We start from the raw sequence: 23,497 nt of genomic DNA, 5'->3' as shown, positions 1-23,497 counted from the left end.
GACGCGTGGCCGTGCCCGCGCCGGGGTGGCCGGCCGGGCAGACGGGTGACGTCCGTGCGTTCCGCGGGGAGGTGGCCTCCCGTCGGGGCAGCATCGGGGTGCGCCGGCGACTGGAGCCGGCCAGCTCGTGGAGGCCGGAGGGATCGGGTGCTCAGCCAGGCGATGGGGGCCATGCTGCCGGCCGCGCTGGCGGTCGCGCTCAGCCCCTTCCCCGTGATCGGGATCGTCCTGATCCTGTCCGGCGCCCACGGCCGCCGCAACGGCCTGCTGTTCGCCGCCGGATGGATCACCGGTCTCACGATCACGGCGACGGTCGTCGCGCTGCTCTTCGGCGGGGCCGACGACCCCGACAGCACGTCCTCGGCGATCGCGGACTGGGGGCGGGTGGTGGCCGGAACGGCGTTCCTCGTGCTGGGCGTGCGCACCTGGTGGAGACGCCCGCGCGCCGGTGAGGAGGCGGAGCCGCCGCGCTGGATGTCCTCGCTCGACGACGTCACGGCCGGCCGGGCGCTGCTCCTCGGCGCGCTGCTCTCGGGCGCGAATCCGAAGAACCTCGTCCTGACGGCGTCGGCCGCGACGTCGATCGCCGAGGCCGGCGCGCATGACGTCGGCCTGGTCGCCGCGGTCGCCGTCTTCGTGCTCATCGCCTCCTGCACGGTCCTCGGCGCCGTCGCGGTCCATCTCGCGGGAGGACGGCGGGGCGCCTCGTTCCTGGACGGTGTCAGACGGTTCATGGTCGCCAACAGCACCGTGATCACGGTGATCGTGCTGCTTCTCCTGGGGGCCGGCGTCCTGGGTGACGGACTGTCCGGACTCGGCCGCTGAGCGACCGCCCTCGACCGGGGCAGCGGCCGGCGGGTCGTGCCGCCGGCCCCTGCGCCCGTCGCCGTTCCTCGTCGGCGCGGGCAGCGGGCGCGGACTCAGTTGCCGGCGCCGAGGCTGGACATGAACGCGGAGGGGTAGCGGTCGCCGCGCGCCGCGCCCGGCGGTACCGCCTTCTCGATCTCGGCGAGGTCGTCCGCGGTGAGGGTCACTTCCATCGCGGGCAGCGCCTCGGCCAGCCGCTCGCGGGTGCGGGCGCCGACCAGCGGCACGATGTCCGGTCCCTGCGCGGCCACCCATGCGATGGCCAGCTGCGCCACCGTGAGGCCCTTCGCGTCGGCGACCCGGCGCAGTGCCTCCACGAGCGCGAGGTTGTGCTCCACGTTCCCGTCCGAGAAGCGCGGGCTGAAGCCGCGGCTGTCACCGGGACCCGCGGTCCGGCCGGCGGCCCAGTGCCCGGAGATCAGACCGCGGCCGAGGACGCCGTACGCGGTCAGCCCGATGCCGAGGTCGCGCAGCGCGGGCAGGATGTCCGCCTCCACCGCCCGGGAGATCAGCGAGTACTCGATCTGGAGGTCGGCGACGGGGTGGACGGCGTGCGCCCGGCGGATCGTCGGCGCGTCGACCTCCGAGAGGCCGAGGTGGCGGACGTACCCGGCGTCGATCATCTCCTTGACCGCGCCGACCGTCTCCTCGATCGGGACCGCCGGGTCCAGCCGGGCGGGACGGTAGATGTCGACGTGGTCCGTGCCCAGCCGGGTCAGCGAATAGGCCAGGAAGTTCTTCACCGCCTCGGGGCGGCCGTCGATCCCGCCGATCCCCGGGCCCGGTCCCCGCTGGACGCCGAACTTGACGCTCAACCGGTAGCTGTCGCGGTCCCGGCCGCGCAGCGCCTCCGCGAGGAGCAGCTCGTTGTGGCCCATCCCGTAGAAGTCGCCGGTGTCGATCAAGGTGACACCGGCCTCCAGGGCGGCGTGCACGGTGGCGATGCTCTCCCCGCGGTCGGCCGCGCCGTAGGCACCCGACATGCCCATCGCGCCCAGGCCCAGCGCGGAAACGGACGGACCGGTGCTGCCCAGCGTGCGTGTCTGCATCGTGTTCTCCTTCGCCGTTCGATCTCCCACCCACTGTGCGCCCGCACCGCCCGGCACGGGAGCGGAGCACCGATCCTGGGAGTGCCGCTCCCTGGATAGACCGGACGCCACAAGCGCCTCCCGGGCGATCCAGGTTGTGCCGTGGACGTCAGCGGCTCCGCCGTACGGGGCGCGTAGCCGGCAGCACGTGGGCGAGAAACGCCGGGACATGTTCATGTATTCGATGCTGGGAACTGACCTGTCCTGACCGGCCGCCGGCCGGCCCGGCGTCTGCGACGCGTCAGGAACTCCGGGTGGCGTCCAAGAACCGCTCGGCCTCGCTCATCAGGTCTGATGAGAAGCCCGAGAGGTCACTGATGATCGAGGCCAGTTGGCCGGCGACGTCCGGATGGTCGCTCCAGACAGCGGACGGCCTGGTCAGAACCGCGCGGAGCAGGTCTCCCTCGTACATGTGGCCTTCGGCCAGTGGGTCGTCTCGGAGCACCTCCACCGCCAACGGCAGAAGCACCGCCAGCCCGATGTCCTGCCCGATCAGCAGGCGCAGGTCTTCCACAGTCAGAGTCCCGACCGGCTTGCTCCGCAAGGCATGCGCCGCCGCTTGCGACTGACTCCGTCGATCGTTGTCGGGGCCGCCCGAAGTGGCAAGACCCTCTCCAACAGAACCGCCGGGCCCCGGGGCGCACCCCCTGGTCAGAGCCCCTGGCATCCCCCATACGCTTCTCCGATCACGCACGGCGGAGGAGACGGCGGAAGCGATGTTCGGGCTTGTTGGATTCATTGTGATCCCCTTGATCATGGCCGGGCTGGCCCAGTGGGCGGCGGCAAGGAGGCGGCGCGGCCTGGCGGCAGGCCGCGCCGTGCACTTCCGCTGCAGGCTCGACGGCCGGAGGGGACGGCTGCTGGCCGACCCCCGCCTCGAGGGACCTGTCTTCCTCGGCCGCTCCGGGAACACCACTGCCGTGCCGCGCGGAGGCGAGGTGCTGGACACGACGGTCGCAACCATTGGCAGGACCACGTTCGAGAAGGTGGGCCTGCGCTATCGGACGCCCGATGGCCAGGTGTTGCGGCTGGGCCTGGCCACGCACGACGCGCGGACTCTCGACACCTGGCTGCGCGAACAGAGCCGTCCGGCTCTCGTTCCCGCCCGAAGGCTGCCGCTGCCGGTCGCGCCGCTATGGGCGATTCTGGCCCTCGCGGCGTCCCTGTGCACAGGCATGGCCGCCGCGGACGTCGCCCTGCTTGGCAAGCACACCTCCGCCGAGGTCGTCCGGGTGAACCGGGACGACGACAGCTGCACCGTCGGCTGGGACGGCGGCTCACAGCGGACTGCCGTGGACTGCGACACGACAAGAGTCCGCTCCGGCGACCGCATTCCGATCGTCGCGCTGCCCTGGCCCTTCCTGGGGGAAGGCGTGGACACGCGGACGACCCCGGACGTGGTTGCCGTTCTCGTAGGCGGCCTTGGCCTGCTCGGCCTCGGCGGTGCGCTGGTGGTCAGCCCGCTGGCCAACGCCCGGCGCGTCCGGCTGGCACGCCGGGCCGAGCCGGTGATACCCCCTCAGACGGCCGCGGGCGACGCAAAGGGCGAGGACGGCGAGGACAGATGGCCGGGCCTCGAGGACGACCTGAGCTACGCGAACCTCGCCGCCGCGGCCCGGCACGGCGATCGCCATCGGCCAGACCCCCAGGTGACCCCTCCCCGCCGCGGCGCCGGCCGTACGTCCCTGTCGCCGGGCGTCTGGGTGCTGAGCACCGTCCTCGGCACCGGCGCCTGGTACTTCCTGCTGCTCTCCCTCGGCGCCATTCTCGACGACCAGTTCCACCTCGGGCATTGGCGCTTCCTCGTACTCGGTACGGTCGGCATCGTCTCCCTCGCCCGGATCGGCTGGTTCGCCACCAACCGCTCCGCGCTGTGCGGTCCAGTACTGCGTGCCGCGCGTTCGGGTACGGGGGAAGGCAAGTGGCAGCCCATGCGCTACGTCCGGCTGCGCCGGGATCCGGGCGAGATGGTGCTGGTCCTCTTCCGGCCAGAGGGCTGGGCGATCGCGGCGCCGCAGTTCCTCCAGCCGATCTCACTGTCCCGCGGCCGTGGGCGTCGCACTGTCGGCGGCCCCGCTCCGGTGGGCGAGGCCCTGGTATGCGACACCGGCGTGGGGCCGCTGCTCTGTGAGATCGACGGCGTCCGCTACCTCCCGAAAGGCCGTGCCACCGAGGTCGCGGCCGACACCGCACTGAACCACCGCGAACTGCGCAGCCTCGCCGAGAGCCACCTCCGACCAGCCGGACGAAGCTAGTTCGGACGGGTGATTCCGCGCAGTCGGTCGCACCTGGTCATCGGCTCAGCGTCGGCCGGCTTCGTCGGGACAGGACATCTCACGGCCCCGACGGGGGCAACCCGTCCGGGTCCGTCAGACGTACTCCGTCGCCGCGTCCAGCAGCCAGTGCGCCAGATGGCCGGCGTAGGACGAACGGACCAGTACCCAGAACCCGGCCCTGGGTTCGTCCCGGGCGATCAGGACGACCTGGGTGCGCCCCAGGGTCGTCTGGGCGCAACGGCCGGGGCCGAAGGCCCTCGGGTGCAGATCCAGCGAGCAGCCGTGCGCCAGCAGATCGCGGGCGCGGGGGCCCGTCACGAGGAGCGTGGTGCGCTGGGCGGAGACATCGGTGACGGAGACGGGCTCGTCCCCCACCGCCTCCCGGATCCGGCGCTCCAGGTCCCGTTGGCTGCCGGCCGCGGCGGCCACCAGCCATTCGTCGGGACCGAGCCACAACGCGGTCAGTTCCCCGGCGCGTACGACGGTGTCGGGTTCGAGGGGCAGTCGCAGGCCCAGCGCGAGCCCGACGGCGTCCGTCGCCGCTCCCTTGACGTCGAGGCGCACGTCGATCTGGGCCAGGAAGGGCAGTTCGGCCAGCCGGATCGCGCCCCCCGACGTGCGGGTCGCGGCGGCGAGGCGGTCCGCGACCTGCGACAAGGGGCTGCGGAGCGGGGCGGTCGGGGCGGTGTCAGCCATCGCGGCGGGCTCCCTCGGGGTCGTAGAGGACGGGGCTCGCGACGGTCACCGGGACGAGCCGGTCGCCGACGGGGGCGTACAGCCGCTCGCCGATGCGGTCACGGCCGCTCTTGACCAGGGCGAGCGCGAAGGTCCGGCCGAGGGCGGCGCTGCGGTAGCTGGAGGTGACATGGCCGAGCATCGGGACGGGCGGTGGGGGCAGTTCGCCGTCGGCGACCAGGTGGGTGCCCTCGGGGAGGAGGACGGCCGGGTCCACGGGGAGCAGGCCGACGAGGTGCTTGCGGTCGGGGCGGACGGTGTCGGCACGGGCGTGGGAACGCTTGCCGATGAAGTCGGGCTTCTTCTTCGACACCACCCAGTTCATGCCGAGGTCCTGCGGGGTGACGGTGCCGTCGGTGTCCTGGCCGATGATCGGGTAGCCCTTCTCGGCGCGCAGGACGTGCATGCTCTCGGTGCCGTACGGGGTGATGTCGTACGGGGCGCCGGCCTCGCCCAGTGCCTGCCACAGGGTGAGTGCTTCCCAGGGCGACACGTTGATCTCGTAGGCGAGTTCGCCGGAGAAGCTGATCCGGCACACCCTGGCCCCGATGCCCGCGACGGTGGTCTCCCGCCATGCCATGAACGGGAAGTCGCCGTTGGCCACGGCCAGTCGGGGTGCCAGCGCGCCGAGGACATCGCGGGAACGGGGGCCGACGAGGGCGACGGTGGCCCACTGATCGGTCACGGACGTGCAGTGGACCCTCAGTTCGGGCCACTCGGTCTGCAGCCACTCCTCCATCCAGTCCAGGACGACGGCCGCGTTTCCGGTCGTGGTCGTGACCAGGAAGCGGTCCCGGGTGAGGCGGAGGACCGTGCCGTCGTCGAGGACCATGCCGTCCGGACGGCACATCACGCCGTAGCGGATCATGCCGGCCTTCAGGGTGCTCATCATGTTGGTGTAGAGCAGGTCGAGGAAGGCGCCGGCGTCAGGGCCCTGTACGTCGATCTTGCCGAGGGTGGAGGCGTCCATGAAGGCCACGCCGCCGCGGGCGGCGGCGCACTCGCGCAGGACCGCGGCTTCCCTGTCCTCCCCGTCCCGCGGGTAGTACCAGGGACGCTTCCACTGGCCGACGTTCTCGAAGACGGCGCCGTGCGCGGTGTGCCACGCGTGGAGGGCGGTCGTGCGGACCGGGTCGCTCAGGACGCCCCGGTGACGGCCGGCGAGCGCCGCGAAGGAGACCGGTGCGTACGGCGGCCGGAACGTGGTCGTGCCGAGCTCGGAGACGTCCACGCCGAGCAGTTCGGCGACGACGCCTCCGGCCAGCACTCCCGAGGTCTTGCCCTGGTCGTTGGCGGTGCCCGCCGTCGTGTAGCGCTTGGTGTGCTCGACCGAACGCAGACCGGCGCCGGCCGCCCGCGCTAGGTCGTCGACGGTGACGTCGCGTTGGAGGTCGACGAAGCGGGGCGAGTCCGGTGCACCGGGAAGGGTGTACACGTGCATCGCCGGCGTCGGCAGCGGCCGCGGGGCCACGGCAGGCAGACTGGGCGCGTGCGGCATGTAGCCCTCGGCCTCCACCGCGCGGGCACCGGCGGCGGCGCCCTGGGCCAGGACCTCGGCCGGATCCAGGGCACCGCTCGCGCTGCCCGCGACCTCGACCGCCTGCCGGCAGGTGTCCGGAACGAAGGAACCCAGTGCCTCGTCGTGGCGCAGCGTGCCGCCCGACTGGCTGAACAGGTGGGCCACCGGGTTCCAGCCGCCCGAGACCAACAGCAGGTCGGCGGTGAACTCCCGCTGCCCTGAAGCGTCTTCGTACGAGGCGACGGTCACCGCGGTGAGCCGCGCCTCGCCCTTCGTGCCGGTGACGGCGTGCCCGGCCAGCACCTCGACGCCCGCCTGCCGGGCGCGCCGCGCCCACTCCCCCGGTTCGGCTCGGGTGTCGACGACCGCCGCGATGTCCACGCCCGCGGCGGCGAGGTCCAGCGCCGCTTCGTAGGCGCTGTCGTTGGTGGTGAGGACGACCGCCCGGCGGCCCGGCAGCACACCGTGACGGTTGACGTGGGTACGGGCCGAGGCGGCGAGCATCACGCCGGGGCGGTCGTTGTCCGCGAACGCCAGCGAGCGCTCGTGGGCACCGGTGGCCAGGACGACGCGACGCGCCCGGATGCGCCAGACGCGCTCGCGGGAGACGTGCTCGGGCGCGTCGGCGCCGAGGTGGTTGGTGCGGCGTTCGACGGCGAGGAGATGGTTGTCGTCGTAGTAGCCGAAGACGGTGGTTCGGCACAGGATGCGCGCCTCGGGGTCGTCGGCGAGCTGCCCGGTGACGTCCGCCACCCAGTCGAGGTGTTCGGCCCTGCCCAGAAGGCTGCCACCCGGCTCCGGATGCTCGTCGGCGACGATGACACGGGCTCCGCTGTGGACGGCGGCCGCCGCCGCGGCGAGGCCGGCCGGTCCCGCGCCGACGATCAGCAGGTCGCAGTGGGCGTGTACGGCGTCGTAGCGGGCGGGGTCCGGTTCGCGGGCGAGGCGGCCCTGACCGGGGAGGCTGCTCGCGACCAGGCCCTCGTAGAGCTCGACGGTGGTCGCGGGGAGCATCGGCTCGGGGAAGGGCGCCTCGATCTGCACGACCGCGTTGGGCTCCTCCACTCCGGCCGAGAAGATGCCCCGGGGGCGGCCGAGTCTGATGCTGCTGCCGGCCTCGATGACGCCGTTGGCGAGGAGCGCGGAGGCGAGGGTGTCACCGCGCAGGCCCTCGTACTCGGTACCGTCGAAGGTGAAGGTGAGGGGGGTGTCGCGGTGGACGCGGCCGCGGGTGGGGTGCCGGAACGGCAGGCGCGCGGCGGAGCCGCTGACGGATGCGGCACGGCCTGTAAGCGCGCCGCTGATGGATGCGGCACCACCACGGCTCCCACCCGTCCCGCCCCGAACCGGCTCCGTCCCGTCCTGAACTGGCTCCGTCCCGTCCTGAAGCAGCTCCGCCCCGCCCCGAGAGAGATCCTTCCCGTCCGTCCTCGTCGCCGTCGGCGGCGAAGACGTCTCGTCCTCGGAGTTCCCCGGAGCGGGCACCCCCGGACAGGCTGGGCGCACCGGGCGTGGCTTGGGGGTCGCGGGGCGTTCCTCACCCGCCGGATACACCGTAAGGATCTCGTTGGTGGCCGTGTCCCGTACCGCGTTGAACCACCGGCGGCAGCCCGACGCGTGACTCCAGCGCTCGGCGAACGGGCCCTTCGGGTTGTCGCGGAAGAACAGATAGCGGGCCCACTCCTCGTCGGTGAGCGTCGAGGGGGCCTCGGGGTAGGGAACGTGGGCCTGGCCGCCGTAGTGGAACTCGGCCTCGTCGCGGGGCCCGCACCACGGGCAGGGGATGAGCAGCATGGTCGGGCTCCCTAGTGGGCCACCGCGGCGGCGCCGTGCTCGTCGACGAGCGCGCCGGTGGTGAAACGGTCGAGCGAGAAGGGGGCGTTGAGGGGGTGCGGGACGTCGTGGGCGATGGTGTGGGCGTAGACCCAGCCCACACCCGGAGTGGCCTTGAAACCACCGGTGCCCCAGCCGCAGTTGAGGTAGAGGTTGTCGACGGGGCTGAGCCCGACGATCGGTGAGGCGTCGGGGCTGACGTCCACGATGCCGCCCCAGGTGCGCAGCACATGGGCGCGGGCGAAGACCGGGAAGAGCTCCAGGGCCGCGGACATCTGCTCCTCGATGATGTGGAAGGCGCCGCGCTGGGTGTAGGAGTTGTACGCGTCGATGCCCGCGCCCATCACCAACTCGCCCTTGTGCGCCTGGCTGACGTAGACGTGGACCGCGTTGGACATGACGACCGTCGGGTGCACCGGCTCCAGCAGCTCCGACACGAGCGCCTGCAACGGATGGCTCTGGAGCGGGAGTTCGATGCCGGCCATGGCGGCGAGGACCGAGGTGTGACCCGCCGAGCAGAGCGCGACCTTGCCCGCCGCGATGGGGCCGAGGTTCGTGCGGACTCCGACCACGCGGTTGCCGGCCAGTTCCAGACCGGTGACCTCGCAGTTCTGGATGAGGTCGACGCCGGCGGCGTCCGCCGAGCGGGCCAGGCCCCAGGCCACGTGGTCGTGCTTGGCGATGCCGGCGCGCGGCTGGTAGGTGGCGCCCAGGACCGGATGGCGCACGTCCGGCGAGGTGTTGACGATCGGGCAGATCTCCTTGACGCCGTCCGCGTCGAGCCACTCCGCGTCCACACCGTTGAGGCGGTTCGCCTCGACGCGGCGCACGCTGTCGCGGACGTCCTGGAGGCTGTGGGCGAGGTTCAGCACACCGCGCTGGGAGAAGAGGATCGGGTAGTCGAGCTCCTCCGCGAGTCCTTCCCACAGTCCGAGCGCGTGCTCGTAGATGCCGGCGCTCTCGTCCCACAGGTAGTTGGAGCGGATGATGGTGGTGTTGCGGGCCATGTTGCCGCCGGCCAGCCAGCCCTTCTCCAGCACGGCGACGTCGGTGATGCCGTGGTTCCTCGCCAGATAGTGGGCGGTGGCGAGGCCGTGGCCGCCGCCGCCGACGATCACCACGTCGTACGAGCACTTCGGCTCGGGTGTGCGCCAGAGGAAGTCCGGGTGGTCCGGGAGGCCGGCGCCCGGGGTCGCCTTGCCGTCCGGCAGCTCAGGGGTCACCGGCGGTGCTCCTTGTCTCGAGGTCGGCGCTCAGCCACGGAGGCGGGACATGGTCGGATCGAACAGGGGCTCCTCGGCGACGACCGCCTCGACGCGCCGGTCGAAGTAGCCGATGTGCACGGTGGTGCCTGGGGTGGCGAGTTCCGTCGGGAGCCAGGCGTACGCGATGCCCTTGCCGATCGTGTGGCCGTAGGCGGCGCTGGTCACGTAGCCGACGGCGCGGTCACCGTCGTACACCGGTTCCTTGCCCATCACGACGGACCACGGGTCGTCGATGGTGAGGCAGGTCAGCCTGCGGCGGACGTCGGTTGCGCGGCGCCCGAGGGCGGCCTTGCCGATGAAGTCGCCCTTGTCGGTCCTGACGGCGAAGCCCAGGCCGGCTTCGTAGGGGTCGTGCTCGAAGGTCATGTCGGTGCCGAAGGACCGGTAACCCTTCTCCAGGCGAAGGCTGTTGAAGGCGCCGCGTCCGGCGACGACGCCGCCCAGCGGCCTGGCCGCCCGCCACAGGGTGTCCCACAGTTTCCGGCCCAGGTCGGCGGTGGTGTACAGCTCCCAGCCCAGCTCGCCGACGTAGGACAGGCGCATCGCGGTGACGGGGACGGAGCCGATGTGGGCGCGCCGGGCGCGGAAGTACTTCAGGCCGTCGTTCGAGAAGTCCGTGTCGGTGAGGGGCTGGAGGACCTCGCGGGCGAGCGGGCCCCACAGGCCGACGCAGCAGGTGCCCGGGGTGATGTCACGGACCTGGACCCTGCCGTCGGCGGGGAGATGGCGGGTGAACCAGTCGAGGTCCAGGTTGCCGTTGACGCCGACCTGGAAGAGGTCGCGCGCCAGCCGGGCGACGGTGACATCGCTGCGGATGCCGCCGTTCCGGTCCAGCAGGAGGGTGTACGTGACCGAGCCGACGGACTTGTCGACCTTGCCGGTGCAAAGCCCCTCCAGGAAGGCGGCGGCACCGGGACCCGTGACCTCCAGGCGTTTGAGGGCCGTCATGTCGTACATCGCGACGCTCTCGCGGGTGGCCTGCGCCTCGGCGCCGACGATCGGGGACCAGAAACGCGCGGCCCAGTCGTTCGGGGCCGGGATGGAACGGCCCTCCAGCAGGCTCGCGTTGGCCTCGTACCACTGGGGGCGCTCCCAGCCGTTCGCCTCCAGGAAGAAGGCGCCCAGTTCCTGCTGGCGGGTGTGGAAGGGGCTCGTGCGGATCGGGCGCGGGTCCCCGGACGGCTGGAGCGGGTGAAGGATGTCGTAGACCTCGGCGAAGTTCCGGCAGTCGCGGGCCAGGACGTACTCGGGGGCGAGCTGGTGCGGTTCGAAGCGGTTGACGTCGCACTCGTGCAGGTCGAAGGACGAGCAGTGGCCGTCGACCAGCCATTCGGCCATGGCCCGGCCGACGCCGGCGGAGTGGGTGACCCAGACGGCCTCGGCGACCCAGAAGCCCCTGACGTCCGGGGACTCGCCGAGGAGCGGATGGCCGTCGGTGGTGAAGGAGAACAGGCCGTTGACGCCCTCCTCGATCTTGGCCTCGCGCGTGGCGGGGAGCAGGGAGCGGGTCTCGGTCCAGGCGTCCTCGAAGTCGTCCGCGGTGAACTTCAGGACCGACGGCATCCCGCCGGCCTCGTCCACGGGCAGGATGTCGTCCACGGGGACGGGCATCGGGCGGTGACCGTAGGAACCGATGCCGATGGTGTCGAAGCGGTCGCGGTAGTAGAGGTCGGCGTCCTGGTGGCGCAGGATCGGGCGCACCGCCTCCTCGCGCTGGCCCGCGAGCGCCGGTACGGGACCGGTCCAGGCGAGCTGGTGGGCGAGCGGGGTGAGCGGGAGGTCCATGCCGACCATGCGGGCGATCCTCGGACCCCAGATGCCGGCGCAGCACACGACGACGTCGGCGGGGATCTCCCCCTGGTCGGTGAGGACGCCGGTGACGCGGCCCTCGTCGTGCCGGACGTCGAGGACCTCGTGGCGGGCGAGGAAGCGTACGCCGCGCTCGGTGGCGCGGCGGATCTGTGCCTCCACCGCGAGGACGGCCTTGGCGAGGCCGTCGGTCGGGACGAGAAGGCCGCCGAGGACCTTGTCCGGGTCGAGGAGCGGGTGCTGCCCGACGCACTCCTCGGGGCTCAGCAGCCGGGCCTCGATGCCCCAGGCGGTGATCCAGCCGTGGCGGCGGTGCAGTTCTGCGGCGCGCTCGGGGGTGGTCGCGACTTCGAGGCCGCCGACCCGGAGGAAGCAGGGCTCGCCGTCGACGTCGAGGGAGCTGAGTTTCTCGACCGTGTAGCGGGCCAGCTCGGTCATGGTCTTGGAGGGGTTCGTCTGGAAGACCAGGCCCGGGGCGTGTGACGACGATCCCCCGGTGGCGGGCAGCGGGCCCTGGTCCACCACGGTCACCTCGGTCCAGCCGCGCGCGGAGATCTCGTCGGCGAGGGCCGCTCCCACGACGCCCGCTCCGATGATCACCACTCGGGGTCCCGCCATCGCCGCACCTCCGAAATCGAAGCCCGCAAGTTGCTTTGTGCGCAACGGAATTCAGGTTGCGCAACTCAATGTGCCCGCCGCCGGGAGGGGGTGTCAAGGGGGCCGCGAGGGCCCGGAACAGGCCGGGACACCGCCCGGAAAACAGCCCGGAAACGCCGATGCCCGGCGGGCGGCGCGCCTGTGCACGCACCGCCCGCCGGGCATCTCCGACCGGCTCGTGGCCCCGGTCTACTTCAGCCAGGCGTCCACCTTGTCCTTGTTGGCGTCGACCCACTTCTTCGCCGCCGCGTCGTCGGACAGCTTGTCCTGGGCGATGTACTTGGCGACCGTGTTCTGGTCCTCGTTCGTCCAGTTGAACTTCTTCACCAGGTCGTAGGCGGGGCTGCCCGAGCCGGCGAACTTCGAGCTGACGATCTTGTCCAGGTCGTAGACGGGATAGTCGCAGGCGACCTTCTCCGCGACGGCGTCACAGCCGGTCGTGTACGTCGGCAGGGAGACCTTCTTCAGTGGTGTCTCGGACAGGAACCACTGCGGCTCGTAGAAGTAGCCGATGACCCACTTCTTGTTCTTCTCGGCGTCCCGGAAGGCCTGGATGAGCGCGGTCTCGCTGCCCGCGTACACCACCTTGAAGTCCAGCTTCAGGTTCTTCACCAGGGCCGCGTCGTTCGTGACGTACGAGGGGTCGCCGTCGAGGAGCTGCCCCTTGCCGCCCGACTCGGACGTCTTGAACCTGGACGCGTACTTGTTCAGGTTCTTGTGGTCGAGGATGTCGGGGTGCGCCTTGGCCAGCCATGGCGGCACGTACCAGCCGATGATCCCCTTGTTGCCGGTCTGGCCGGCCTCGACGGCGGTCTTCTGCTGGGTGATGTACTTCTTCTTCAGGTCGTCGTGGCCCCAGTTCTCCAGGACGGCGTCGACCTCGCCGGTGCCGAAGCCCTGCCAGGCGATCTCCTCCTTCAGGTTCTTCTTGTTCACCTTGCAGCCGAGCTCGTGCTCGGCGACGTACGCGACGACCGCCGCGTCGGCCTCGTAGCCCACCCAGGGGTTGACCGCGAGGTTGAACGTCCCGCACTTGCCCGAACTGCCCGTGCTGCCCTTGCCCGAGGAGGAGTCGCCGACCTTCGCCCCGCCGCACGCGGTGAGGGTGAGGCCGAGGACCGCCAGGCCGGCCGCGCCGGCTCGCCAGTGTCTTGCCATGGTGTCCTGCTCCTTAAGCGCCGACGCGCCGCGCCGCCGCCTGAGTGATCCGGTCGAACATGACTCCGAGCAGTACGATGGCCGATCCCGCCGCCAGCCCCTTGCCGTACAGCTCGCCCTGCGAGAAGCCGGCCACGACGTCGTAGCCGAGGGCTCCCGCTCCCACCAGGCCGCCCACGACGACCATCGACAGCACATAGATCAGGCCCTGGTTGGTCGCGAGCGTCAGGGCACCGCGGGACATCGGCAGTTGAACCCTGGTGATGATCTGCCAGGTGTTGCACCCGGCCGAGGTGGCCGCCTCCACGGTGGTCCCGGGCACGGCCCGGATCCCGTCGGCGATGATCTTCATGGCGACCGGCGCACCGTAGACGACCGCGGCCACGATGGCCGTGAACCGGGTGGCACCGAACAACGCGAGGAACGGCACGAGATAGACGAACGGCGGCATGACCTGGGCCGCGTCCAGAGTGGGCCGGATCAGCCGGTCCACGAGCGCACTGCGCCCCATCCACACGCCGAGGACGATGCCGAGCACCATCACCAGCACCGTGGCGACGAGCGTGGAGGCCAGCGTCGTCATGGCGTCCGACCACACCCCCGTACCGACCAGCAGGCCCACGCACACGGCCGTGGTGGCCCCGGTCCTCCAGCCGCCGAACACCACGCCCAGCGCGACCAGTACCGCGCCGACGAGCCACCACGGGGAGTCGGTGAGCAGCGACTGGAACGGATTGAGCAGGCCGTTGGTGACGGCGTCGCGGAACGCGTTGGTCACACCCGACAGATGGTCCTGCGCCCAGTTGGCCGCGGTGTCCGCCGCACCGGCGATGTGGTGGCCGACCGTGCCGTCGCCGGGGAAGTCCGCCGCCCACACATAGGTGTGCGAGAGATCGATCAGGACCGCCGTGACCACGGCGCCCGCGCCGAGCAGTGGCCGCCGCCACTTCACGGAGCGGTTCACCGGACGCCGCGCGCTCTCCGCGCGGGCACTGGCCGCGGTCGTGACCCGGTCCAGGACGATCGCCATGACCACGATGGCCAGACCCGCGTTGAAGGCCGTGCCGACGTCGAGCGACTGGAGTGCCTGGAGGACGTTCACGCCCAGACCCGGCGCGTTGATCAGGGCAGCGACGGTCACCATGGCCAGGGCGGCCATGATGGTCTGGTTGACCCCCATCACCACGGTCCGTCTGGACATCGGCAGCAGGACCTTGAGCAGGGACTGACGGCGGGTGGCGCCCAGGGATTCGGCCGCCTCGACGGTCGTCCGCGACACGTTGCGGATGGCGTGCGCGGTGATGCGGATCGTCGGCGGGGCCGCGTAGATGACGGTGGCGATGGTGGCGGACGCTCCGCCGATGAGGAAGAACAGGGTCAGCGGTGCCAGGTAGACGAAGGTCGGCATCGTCTGCATGAAGTCCAGGAAGGGCGTCATGATCCGGTTGAACCGGTCCGACAGCCCGGCCCACACCCCGAGCGGGATCGCGAACAACAGGGCCACGAACACCGCGGACAGCGTCAGGGCGAGGGTGTCCATGCTCTCCTGCCACAAGCCCTGCAGCCCGAAGAAGGTGAAGCCCGCCACGGCCAGCAGCGCGACCCGCCAGTTCCCCACGGCCCAGGAGACGTACCCGGCGATGCCGACGACACCGAGCCAGCCGATCTGCGGAACGGGCCGGGCCCCTGACGGCTGGGAGATCAGGTGCTGGAGGAAGGTCACCAGGTAGTCGATGACCAGCCGGATCTCGTTGAAGAAGTACAGGAAGAGCGGGTTGGAGTTGCGATGGGCGCCGATGGAGTCGTTGACGTCGTTGATCCACCGGTGCAGTCCTGTCAGATCCGCCGTCGCCAGCGGCAGGGTCTGCTGTCCGCGCAGGACGACGAACAGCACCAGCCAGAGGGCCAGGATCGCGCCGGTCACCACGGGCCGGCTCACCCTGCGCGCGCCCTCGGCGGGCGCGGCCGGCTCCACGGCCTCCGGTTCCCCGGGTCTGCGGGATTTCTCGACGGCCACGGTCATCACGCGCCGCCTTCGCGCCCGGCGAGCACCGCGAGCATCTCCTCGTCGCCGACGATGCCGAGCAGCTTGCCGTCCTCGACGACCTTGACGGGCTTGTCGGCCGTGAGCACCGCCCGGGTGGCGTCCTTCACCACGACGTCGGGGCCAAGCTCGGGGCCGTCGAGTTCGTCGCCGTCCTCCCGCGCGCGCATGATCCAGCGCAGGGTGAGGACGTCGCCGCGCGGCACGTCCTTGACGAACTCCCGTACGTAGTCGTCGGCGGGGGCGCCGACCAGCTCGTCACCGGTGCCGCACTGGACCGTCCTGCCGTCGCGCATGATCAGGATGCGGTCACCCAGCTTGAGGGCCTCGGAGAGGTCGTGGGTGATGAACACCATCGTCTTGCCGACCTCGTGGTGCAGCCGGATGACCTCGTTCTGCATGTCCCGGCGGATCATCGGGTCCAGAGCCGAGAACGGTTCGTCGAAGAAGAGGACGTCGGGGTCGCCGGCCAGCGCCCGGGCGAGACCGACGCGCTGCTGCATACCGCCGGAGAGCTGGTCGGGGTAGGAGTTCTCGTAGCCGGAGAGGCCGACCAGTTCGACGACCTCCAGGGCCCGCCTGGTGCGTTCGGCCTTGGCCATGCCGCGGATCTCCAGGCCGAACGACACGTTGTCGACGACCCTTCGGTGCGGCAGCAGCCCGAAGTGCTGGAAGACCATGGAGAATTTGCGGCGGCGCAGTTCGCGCAGGCGCTTGTCGTCGGCCTCGCGGATGTCCTGGCCCTCGAAGACGACCTCCCCCGCGGTGGGTTCGATCAGCCGGGTCAGACAGCGCACCAAGGTGGACTTCCCGGAGCCGGACAGGCCCATGACCACGAAGACCTCGCCGGGCGAGACGTCGAAGCTCACATCGCGTACGGCGGCGGTGCATCCGGTGCGGTCCATCAGCTCGCGCCGGGTGAGCCCGCACAGCTCCTCGGAGTCCGGCACCCGGTCCGCCTTCGGCCCGAACACCTTCCACAGCTTGCGCACGGAGATGACCGGGGTGGGGGCCGAGTCCTGGGGCGTGCCGCGCCGCTGCGGTGCCTCGGCCTGTGCTGGGGTCACGATCGGCCTCTCTTCGGCGTTCAGCCGCGGAACCAGTGCTGCGGCCGGGGTTGGATGTTCTGCCAGATGTGCTTGGACTCCCGGTACTCGCCGAGACCGGTCGGTCCCAGCTCCCTGCCCACGCCCGAGTGCCCGAGGCCGCCCCATTCCGCCTGCGGCACGTAGGGGTGGTAGTCGTTGATCCACACCGTGCCGTGGCGCAGTCGCCGGGCGACCCGCTGGGCCTTCCCGGCGTCCTGGGTCCAGACGGCTCCGGCCAGTCCGTACTCGGTGTCGTTGGCGATGCGTACGGCGTCGTCCTCGTCGGTGAAGCGCTCGACGGTCAGTACGGGTCCGAAGGACTCCTCGTGCACCACCCGCATGTCCTGGGTGCACGCGTCGAGGACCGTCGGCGGGTAGTAGTAGCCGTCCTGGAGAGCGGGATCGCCGGGCCGTTCCCCGCCGCAGCGCAGTACGGCGCCCTCCGCGAGGCCCGCCGCGACGTACGCCTCGACCTTCTCCCGGTGCCGCGCGGAGATCAGCGCGCCGGTCTCGGCCCCGGGGTCGAAGGGCCCGCCCAGCCGGATGCGCCGGGCGCGACGGACGACCTCGTCGACCAGGGCGTCGTGGATCGCGTCCTCGACGATCAGCCGGGCACCGGCCGAGCAGACCTGGCCCGAGTGCAGGAAGACGGCCGTGAGGGCGAAGTCGACGGCCGTCTCGAAGTCGGCGTCGGCGAACACCACGTTGGGGTTCTTGCCGCCTAGCTCCAGCGCGACCTTCTTCACGGTCGCGGCCGCGGCGGCCATGACGCGCTTGCCGGTCTCCAGGCCGCCGGTGAAGGAGACCATGTCGACGGCCGGGTGCTCGCACAGCGGTGCGCCCGCCTCGGGGCCCGTGCCCAGGACGAGATTGGCGGCGCCGGCCGGGAGCCCGGCCTCCTCCAGTGCCCGCATCAGCAGGATCGAGGTAGAGGGGGTGAGCTCACTGGGCTTGAGGACGATCGTGTTGCCCGCGAGGAGCGCCGGGGCGACCTTCCAACTGGCTTGTAACAGGGGGTAGTTCCAGGGGGTGATGAGCCCGCACACGCCGACCGGTTCATGCACGACACGGCTGACGGCGTCATCACGGCCGGTGTCGATCACCCGGCCGGCGTCCGTGCCGGCGATCCCGCCGTAGTAGCGGAGGCACGAGACGGCGTCGGCGATGTCGTACTCGCTCTCCACCAGGCGTTTGCCGGTGTCCAGCGACTCGGCTCGGGCGAACTCCTTGGCGTCGCGCTCGACGAGCCCGGCGGTGCGCAGCAGCAGCGCGCCGCGCTCCCTTTCGGGGGTGTGCGGCCAGGGGCCCGAGTCGAAGGCCAGGCGTGCCGCCGCGATCGCCGCCTCGGTGTCCGCACGCGTCGCCTCGGACACGGTCGCGACGAGCGCGCCGTCGGCGGGACAGCGGATCTCCCGGCGGCCACCGGCCACGGCGTCACGCCATTCACCGGCCACGTACAGGTCTGCCACTCGTCAAGCCCTTCAGCCGTTACGAGTTGCGCATCGTGCACTCAATTGCTCGTGGTGGAACACCATGGCGAACGCCGGAGACCTACGTCAAGGGGTTGACGGACGCGGATCGAAACAGGGGTCGCCCACGCCGCATGTGGCCTGCGCGGGCTTGTCCCCCATGGCCTGGACGGCGAGGTGGTCCACCGGCTACCCGGCCTGCTTCCGGGCGTCGCGGTGGCGGTAGTAGGCGGCCTTGGAGGGGGGAAGCGGCTCCTTGCCGAGGATGAGGTCGGCCGCCTTCTCCGCGATCATCATCACCGGCGCGTAGATGTTGCCGTTGGTGACATGGGGCATGACCGACGCGTCCACGACGCGCAGCCCCTCCAGGCCGTGCACCCGCATGCTGGTGGGATCGACGACGGACATGGCGTCGGTGCCCATCTTGCAGGTGCAGGAAGGGTGCAGGGCCGTCTCGCCCTCCTTGGCGACCCAGGCGAGGATCTCCTCCTCGCTCGCCACGGACGGTCCCGGTGAGATCTCACCGCCGTTGTACGGGGCCAGGGCGGGCTGGGCGAGGAGCTCTCGGGCGACCCGCACCGACTCGACCCACTCGCGGCGGTCCTGTTCGGTGGACAGGTAGTTGAAGCGCAGCGCCGGGTGTTCCCGCGGGTCCTTGCTCTTGATCTTCACCGAGCCGATGGCGTCGGAGTACATGGGGCCGACGTGCACCTGGTAGCCGTGGCCGCCGGCCGGCGAGGAGCCGTCGTAGCGGACCGCGACGGGCAGGAAGTGGAACATCAGGTTGGGGTAGTCCACGTCTTCGTTGCTGCGGACGAAGCCGCCGGCCTCGAAGTGGTTGGTCGCGGCGGGGCCCTTGCGGAAGAGCCACTGCAGGGCGATGAAGGGCGCGCGCCACTTCGCCATGTACGGCTGTACGGAGACGGGTTGGCTGCAGGCGTACTGGATGTACACCTCCAGGTGGTCCTGCATGTTCTCGCCGACGCCCGGAAGGTGGTGGACGACGTCGATCCCGAGCGCGCTCAGCTCCTCGGCGTTGCCGACGCCCGAGAGCTGGAGCAGCTGCGGGGAGTTGATCGCGCCGCCGCAGAGGATGACCTCGCGGGCCCGCACCCGCCGGGCCTTGCCGCGCCGCAGGTACTCGACGCCGACGGCCTTCCTGCCCTCGAAGAGGACGCGGGTGACCAGGGCACGGGTGGTGACGGTGAGGTTGGGCCGCTTCCTCACGGGCTTGAGGTACGCCTTGGCGGCCGACAGCCGGCGGCCGCGGCTGACGTTGCGGTCGAAGTGCGCGAAGCCTTCCTGCCGGTAGCCGTTGACGTCGTCGGTGGGGGCGTGGCCGGCCTCCTGGGTGGCCTTGAGGAAGGCACCGAACAGGGGGTTCGTGGCGGGGCCGCGCTCCAGGACGAGAGGACCGTCGTGGCCGCGGAACTCGTCGTCGGGTTCGGCCGCGAGACAGTTCTCCATCCGCTTGAAGTACGGCAGACAGTGCGCGTAGTCCCAGGACTCCATGCCGGCCCCGGCCGCCCAGCGCTCGTAGTCCATCGGGTTGCCGCGCTGGAAGATCATGCCGTTGATGCTGCTGGAACCGCCCAGCACCTTGCCGCGCGCGTGGTAGATGCGCCGGCCGCCCATGTGCGGCTCGGGTTCCGACGCGTACTTCCAGTCGTAGAACCGGTTGCCGATCGGATACGTCAACGCCGCGGGCATGTGGATGAAGAGGTCCCACGGATAGTCGGGCCTGCCCGCCTCCAGAACCAGCACCCGGTTGGCCGGGTCGGCGGAGAGCCGGTTGGCCAGTGCGCTGCCGGCGGATCCACCGCCGACGATGACGAAGTCGTAGTGCAGGGGAGCCATGGAGCCTCGTCTCGCTCGCGCCACAGATACGCGGGGCATGCTATTACGGGGCGCGTCAGGCGCACCAGGTTGCGAACAACGCAACTTGCGGGGCCCGTGTTTCCGAGTCGTTTCTTGCGCCGCTGTTGTTTACTACGCGTATAGTTTCGCTGTGAGCAACTACGGTCCAGAGATCGAAACGACAGGTTCGCAGTCCGGCGGCGTGCAGTCCGTCGACCGTGCCATCAGCGTGCTGGAGATCCTGGCCCAGCGCGGCGAGGCCGGTGTCAGCGAAGTGGCCGCCGAGATCGATGTTCACAAATCGACCGCGTTCCGGCTGCTCGGCGCCCTGGAGGCGCGCGGCCTGGTGGAACAGGCTGGCGAGCGCGGCAAGTACCGCCTCGGCTTCGGCATCGTGCGTCTGGCCGGCGCGGTCACGGGGCGCATCGACATCACGCAGCAGAGCCGCCAGGTCTGCGAGCGGCTCGCCGAGGAGATCGGCGAGACCGTCAACGTCGCCGTGATGCAGGAGCACTACGCGATCAACCTCTATCAGGTACGGGGCCCGGGGGCCGTCGCCGCGCACAACTGGGTCGGCCAGCTGACCCCGCTGCACGCCACCTCCAGCGGCAAGGCCCTGCTGGCGTATCTCCCCGCGGAGGAGCGGACCGCACTGCTGGCCGAGGCCGGCCTGAAGAAGGTGACCCCGCACACCCTGACCTCGAGGACGAAGCTGGAGAAGAACCTCGCCGAGGCCCGGGAGCGCGGCTACGCCTGGACCCTGGAGGAGCTGGAAGTCGGGCTCCACGCCATGGCCGCGCCGGTGCGCGACCGCAACGGCGACGTCATCGCGGCACTCAGCGCCTCAGGACCCGCGTACCGGTTCACCGAGGAGCGCCTGCACGAACTCGCTCCGGTACTGGTCAAGGGCGCGGAGGAGATCAGCCACCGGATGGGTCACCTGGGCTGACCGGCCCGCTACGGCCGGGGAGTGCCGAGGCGCTCGTTCACCCAGTCGTGGAACGCGCCGATGTGGTGTTCGCTGGGCACCAGGACCCCGCCCCTGGCGTACATCCGGGAGCTCATCCCTGGCTGCGTGCGCTCGCAGGCCTCGAAGTCCTGGCGGTTGACCCGGTCGAAGAGCTCCACGGACCGGCTGACGTCCTCGCCGCTCTCCACGACGTGCGGGAGGTACAGCCAGTCGCACTCGACGATGGTGCGGTCGGCGGCCACCGGGTACATCCGGTGGAAGATCACGTGATCGGGGACGAGGTTGATGAAGACCTGCGGTTTGACGGTGATCGCGTAGTAGCGGCGGTCCTGGTCGTCGGACACGCCGGGTATGCGGTCCACGCCCTCGGAGCCGTCGACGGTGAAGCCCCGGATCTCCTCACCGAACTCGGCACCGTGGCCCACGTAGTACTGGGCCGCGTAGCCGTCGGCGAACTCGGGGAGCACCTCGGTGAGTTCGGGGTGGATCGTGGCGCAGTGGTAGCACTCCATGAAGTTCTCGACGATGAGCTTCCAGTTCGCCCCGACGTCGTAGACGATCCGCTTGCCGACCGTGAGGTTGCCGACGTCGTAGTGCTCGATCGACTCCACGTCGCCGAGCCGGCCGACGACCGCGCCGATGACGTCGTCCTCGAAGGGGGGCGGGTTCTCCGCCGGGCAGACCCAGACGTAGCCGAGCCATTCGCGGGTGGCCACCGCGACCAGACCGAACTCCGTGCGGTCGACGTCGGGCATCTTCGTGAGGTTGGGGGCCGCGACGAGCTTGCCGTTCAGGTCGTAGGTCCAGGCGTGGTACGGGCATTGGAAGGCACGCCTGACCACTCCGGCCTCCTCGGTGCGGAGCCTTGCGCCGCGGTGCCGGCAGACGTTGAAGAAGGCGCGTACGGAGCCGTCCCGCGCCCGTGTGATCAGGATGCTCTCGCGGCCCACCTCGACGGTCCTGAAAGCACCGGGTGTCGCCAGCTCCGAGGATCGCACGGCGCAGAACCACATCGTCTCGAAGATGCGCTCCTGTTCCCGGGCGAAGACTGCCGGATCCGAGTAGGAGGAGCCGGGGAGGGTGGCGATCAGACTGTCCGGCAGGCGGGTCGGGATCACGGTGCACTCCTCGGGAAACGTCGTGGAGGGGCGTTCACGGGCCGGGAGGAATCACCCGGGCAGTGTGGTGCGGGCGGCGACACCCGCGTGCGATGCGCGGCCGCCGCGGGGAAGGCACAGGGGTGCGTCAGGTGCTCGCGGCCGCGAGCTGCCTGCGCCAACGGGTGAACAGTCGCGGCTGGTTCATGCCGAGCACGGCGACCGGAAGCCCGGCTCGCCGGTAGACGGCCAGGACGTCGCGGTCGTCCGCCACGCCCGCCTCGACGGTCACGCTGTCGGCGGCCGCCGCGTGACCGGCGAACTGGATCCTCACTCCGTACTGGTCGGACCAGAAGTACGGCGGCCGGGGCACACCCTGTTCCACCGCACCGCCCGCCAGCAGGGTCGCGACCGCGACAGCGGGACGCTCGCGCGCTCCGGTCCAGTGTTCGACGCGGTGGTGGGCGCCCGCGCGGGCGTCGTACCAGTTGGCGCAGTCGCCGACCGCGACCACGCCGGCCAGGCTGGTGCGGCCGTCGGCACCGCACTTGACGCCGTCGTCCAGTTCGACGCCCGATCCTTCCAGCCACTCGACGCACGGGCGGGCGCCCACACCGACGACGACGATGTCGGCGGGGACGGCGCGGCCGTCCTCCAGCAGGACGGCGTCCACCCTCCCCCGGACTCCGTCCGCGGGGTCCCCCGTCCCGCTTCGCCCGTCCCCGCTCAGCCCCTTGACCCCCACACCGCACAACAGCCTTACGCCGTGGTCCGCGTGTAGGGCGGAGACGATGCCGCCCATCGCCGCGCCGAGCGGTCCGGCCAGCGGTGTCGGGGCCGCCTCCACGACCGTCACGTCCAGCCCGAGGGCGTACGCGGTGGAGGCGACCTCGGCTCCGACGAAGCCGGCGCCGATCACCACCAGCCGTCCGCCTCCGGCCAGTTCGTCCCGCAGGGCGCGGGCGTCGTCCAGGGTGCGCAGGGTATACACCCCGGCCAGGCCCTCGGATCCGGGCAGCGTACGCGCCACGGCGCCGGTCGCTATGACGACGCCGTCGGCGCGGACCACCTGCCCGTCGGCGAGCCGGACGGCGTGTCCGGTGCGGTCCCGGACGCCGTGTCCGGAGCGGTCGGCGCGCCCCGTGTCGTCGGTGCGGTCGAGTCCGGTGGCACGAGCGCCGAGCATCCACTCCGCCCGCAGATCCTCGCCGTCCGCCTCCAGCGAGAGATCGGCCTCGGCGAGGGTGCCGGCCAGGAACTCCTTGGACAACGGGGGCCTGTCGTACGGGCGGTGGAGTTCGTCACCGATGAGGATCAGCCGCCCGTCAAAGCCCTGTTCCCGCAGCGAACGCGCCGCCGACAGACCGGCCAGGGAGGCACCGACCACGGCGACGGTCCTCACCCGGACCCGCCGGCGAGCCGGGCTGTGACGCAGGGCGGCGAGTTGGGGGCGTCCGCGGACAACCGGACGTGGATCACACCGTCCTCGACGACGACGTCGTGCGTCCGGACCGGGCGCTTGGCCGGCGGGGAGTCGACCGCGCCGGTCCGCAGGTCGAACTTCGAGGCGTGCAGCGGGCATTCCACCTCGCAGCCCTCCACCCAGCCGTCCGCGAGCGAGGCGTCCTGGTGGGTGCAGGTGTCGTCGATGGCGAACAGCTCGCCGTCCTCGGTGTGGAAGACCGAGACCGGCGGATCGATGTCGAGCCGGTGGGCTTCGCCTCGCGGCAGATCCGCGAGACGGCACGCGGGAATCATCATGACA

General features: G+C 71.1%; 17 protein-coding genes. 3 read left to right on the top strand and 14 right to left on the bottom strand.

Going from position 1 to position 23,497, the window contains the following annotated elements:
* Nucleotides 1–147: 147 nt before the first annotated feature.
* The gene (locus ACFWI4_RS16965; protein WP_387196499.1) at nucleotides 148–825 is read left to right on the top strand and encodes a GAP family protein; all 678 of its coding nucleotides are present in this window, start codon (nucleotides 148–150) and stop codon (nucleotides 823–825) included.
* A gap of 95 nt (nucleotides 826–920) precedes the next feature.
* On the opposite strand, the gene ACFWI4_RS16960 is transcribed toward ACFWI4_RS16965, so the two are convergent.
* Both ACFWI4_RS16960 and ACFWI4_RS16955 read right to left on the bottom strand, forming a co-directional pair.
* Nucleotides 921–1,916, bottom strand: coding sequence for an aldo/keto reductase (locus ACFWI4_RS16960; RefSeq protein ID WP_387196496.1), 996 nt, complete (start codon nucleotides 1,914–1,916; stop codon nucleotides 921–923).
* 280 nt (nucleotides 1,917–2,196) lie between these two features.
* Entirely contained in the window at nucleotides 2,197–2,622 is a 426-nt protein-coding gene (locus tag ACFWI4_RS16955) for a contact-dependent growth inhibition system immunity protein (protein WP_387196493.1), read from the bottom strand.
* A gap of 73 nt (nucleotides 2,623–2,695) precedes the next feature.
* Here ACFWI4_RS16955 and ACFWI4_RS16950 point away from each other — a divergent pair, with 73 nt between their 5' ends.
* Entirely contained in the window at nucleotides 2,696–4,210 is a 1,515-nt protein-coding gene (locus tag ACFWI4_RS16950) for a hypothetical protein (protein WP_387196490.1), read from the top strand.
* A 114-nt stretch (nucleotides 4,211–4,324) separates the two neighbouring features.
* On the opposite strand, the gene ACFWI4_RS16945 is transcribed toward ACFWI4_RS16950, so the two are convergent.
* The 9 genes from ACFWI4_RS16945 to betA form a co-directional block, all read right to left on the bottom strand.
* Nucleotides 4,325–4,927, bottom strand: coding sequence for a sarcosine oxidase subunit gamma (locus tag ACFWI4_RS16945; protein WP_387196487.1), 603 nt, complete (start codon nucleotides 4,925–4,927; stop codon nucleotides 4,325–4,327).
* Nucleotides 4,920–8,279 (bottom strand): sarcosine oxidase subunit delta family protein, encoded by a 3,360-nt coding sequence (locus tag ACFWI4_RS16940; protein ID WP_387196484.1) that lies wholly within the window; start codon nucleotides 8,277–8,279, stop codon nucleotides 4,920–4,922. Before ACFWI4_RS16940 ends, ACFWI4_RS16945 begins: the two co-directional genes overlap by 8 nt.
* An 11-nt stretch (nucleotides 8,280–8,290) precedes the next feature.
* Nucleotides 8,291–9,541, bottom strand: coding sequence for a sarcosine oxidase subunit beta family protein (locus ACFWI4_RS16935; protein ID WP_387196481.1), 1,251 nt, complete (start codon nucleotides 9,539–9,541; stop codon nucleotides 8,291–8,293).
* Nucleotides 9,542–9,571: 30 nt separating this feature from the next.
* Nucleotides 9,572–12,010 (bottom strand): FAD-dependent oxidoreductase, encoded by a 2,439-nt coding sequence (locus ACFWI4_RS16930; protein WP_387196479.1) that lies wholly within the window; start codon nucleotides 12,008–12,010, stop codon nucleotides 9,572–9,574.
* Nucleotides 12,011–12,238: 228 nt separating this feature from the next.
* Complete coding sequence (locus tag ACFWI4_RS16925; RefSeq protein WP_387196476.1) at nucleotides 12,239–13,207, bottom strand: ABC transporter substrate-binding protein; 969 nt, start codon at nucleotides 13,205–13,207, stop codon at nucleotides 12,239–12,241.
* 13 nt (nucleotides 13,208–13,220) lie between these two features.
* Entirely contained in the window at nucleotides 13,221–15,230 is a 2,010-nt protein-coding gene (locus ACFWI4_RS16920) for an ABC transporter permease (protein ID WP_387196473.1), read from the bottom strand.
* Nucleotides 15,230–16,318: a glycine betaine/L-proline ABC transporter ATP-binding protein gene (locus ACFWI4_RS16915; RefSeq protein WP_387196470.1), complete on the bottom strand. Its 1,089-nt coding sequence runs from the start codon at nucleotides 16,316–16,318 to the stop codon at nucleotides 15,230–15,232. The genes ACFWI4_RS16920 and ACFWI4_RS16915 overlap by 1 nt, the downstream gene beginning before the upstream one ends.
* Before the next feature lie 20 nt (nucleotides 16,319–16,338).
* Nucleotides 16,339–17,808 carry an aldehyde dehydrogenase family protein gene (locus ACFWI4_RS16910; RefSeq protein ID WP_387196467.1) on the bottom strand — a complete coding sequence of 490 codons (1,470 nt, stop codon included), beginning with the start codon at nucleotides 17,806–17,808 and terminating at the stop codon, nucleotides 16,339–16,341.
* 189 nt (nucleotides 17,809–17,997) lie between these two features.
* On the bottom strand, nucleotides 17,998–19,665 hold the full coding sequence (gene betA, locus ACFWI4_RS16905) for a choline dehydrogenase (protein WP_387196464.1): 1,668 nt from the start codon (nucleotides 19,663–19,665) through the stop codon (nucleotides 17,998–18,000).
* Nucleotides 19,666–19,867: 202 nt separating this feature from the next.
* On the opposite strand from betA, the gene ACFWI4_RS16900 reads away from it, so the two are divergent.
* Nucleotides 19,868–20,614 (top strand): IclR family transcriptional regulator, encoded by a 747-nt coding sequence (locus ACFWI4_RS16900; protein WP_387196525.1) that lies wholly within the window; start codon nucleotides 19,868–19,870, stop codon nucleotides 20,612–20,614.
* Nucleotides 20,615–20,622: 8 nt separating this feature from the next.
* Here the strand turns inward: ACFWI4_RS16900 and ACFWI4_RS16895 are convergent, their stop codons facing one another.
* From ACFWI4_RS16895 to ACFWI4_RS16885, 3 genes are all read right to left on the bottom strand, one after another.
* The gene (locus tag ACFWI4_RS16895) at nucleotides 20,623–21,753 is read right to left on the bottom strand and encodes an aromatic ring-hydroxylating dioxygenase subunit alpha (protein ID WP_387196461.1); all 1,131 of its coding nucleotides are present in this window, start codon (nucleotides 21,751–21,753) and stop codon (nucleotides 20,623–20,625) included.
* A gap of 127 nt (nucleotides 21,754–21,880) precedes the next feature.
* The gene (locus ACFWI4_RS16890; protein ID WP_387196458.1) at nucleotides 21,881–23,134 is read right to left on the bottom strand and encodes an NAD(P)/FAD-dependent oxidoreductase; all 1,254 of its coding nucleotides are present in this window, start codon (nucleotides 23,132–23,134) and stop codon (nucleotides 21,881–21,883) included.
* Nucleotides 23,131–23,493 (bottom strand): bifunctional 3-phenylpropionate/cinnamic acid dioxygenase ferredoxin subunit, encoded by a 363-nt coding sequence (locus tag ACFWI4_RS16885; protein WP_387196455.1) that lies wholly within the window; start codon nucleotides 23,491–23,493, stop codon nucleotides 23,131–23,133. The genes ACFWI4_RS16890 and ACFWI4_RS16885 overlap by 4 nt, the downstream gene beginning before the upstream one ends.
* Between the last annotated feature and the right edge of the window lie 4 nt (nucleotides 23,494–23,497).

Source organism: Streptomyces sp. NPDC127038, assembly GCF_042725875.1.
Taxonomy (GTDB): domain Bacteria; phylum Actinomycetota; class Actinomycetes; order Streptomycetales; family Streptomycetaceae; genus Streptomyces.
The sequence above is the reverse complement of the archived record's forward strand: the minus strand, read 5'-3'. Positions and strand labels throughout refer to the sequence as shown.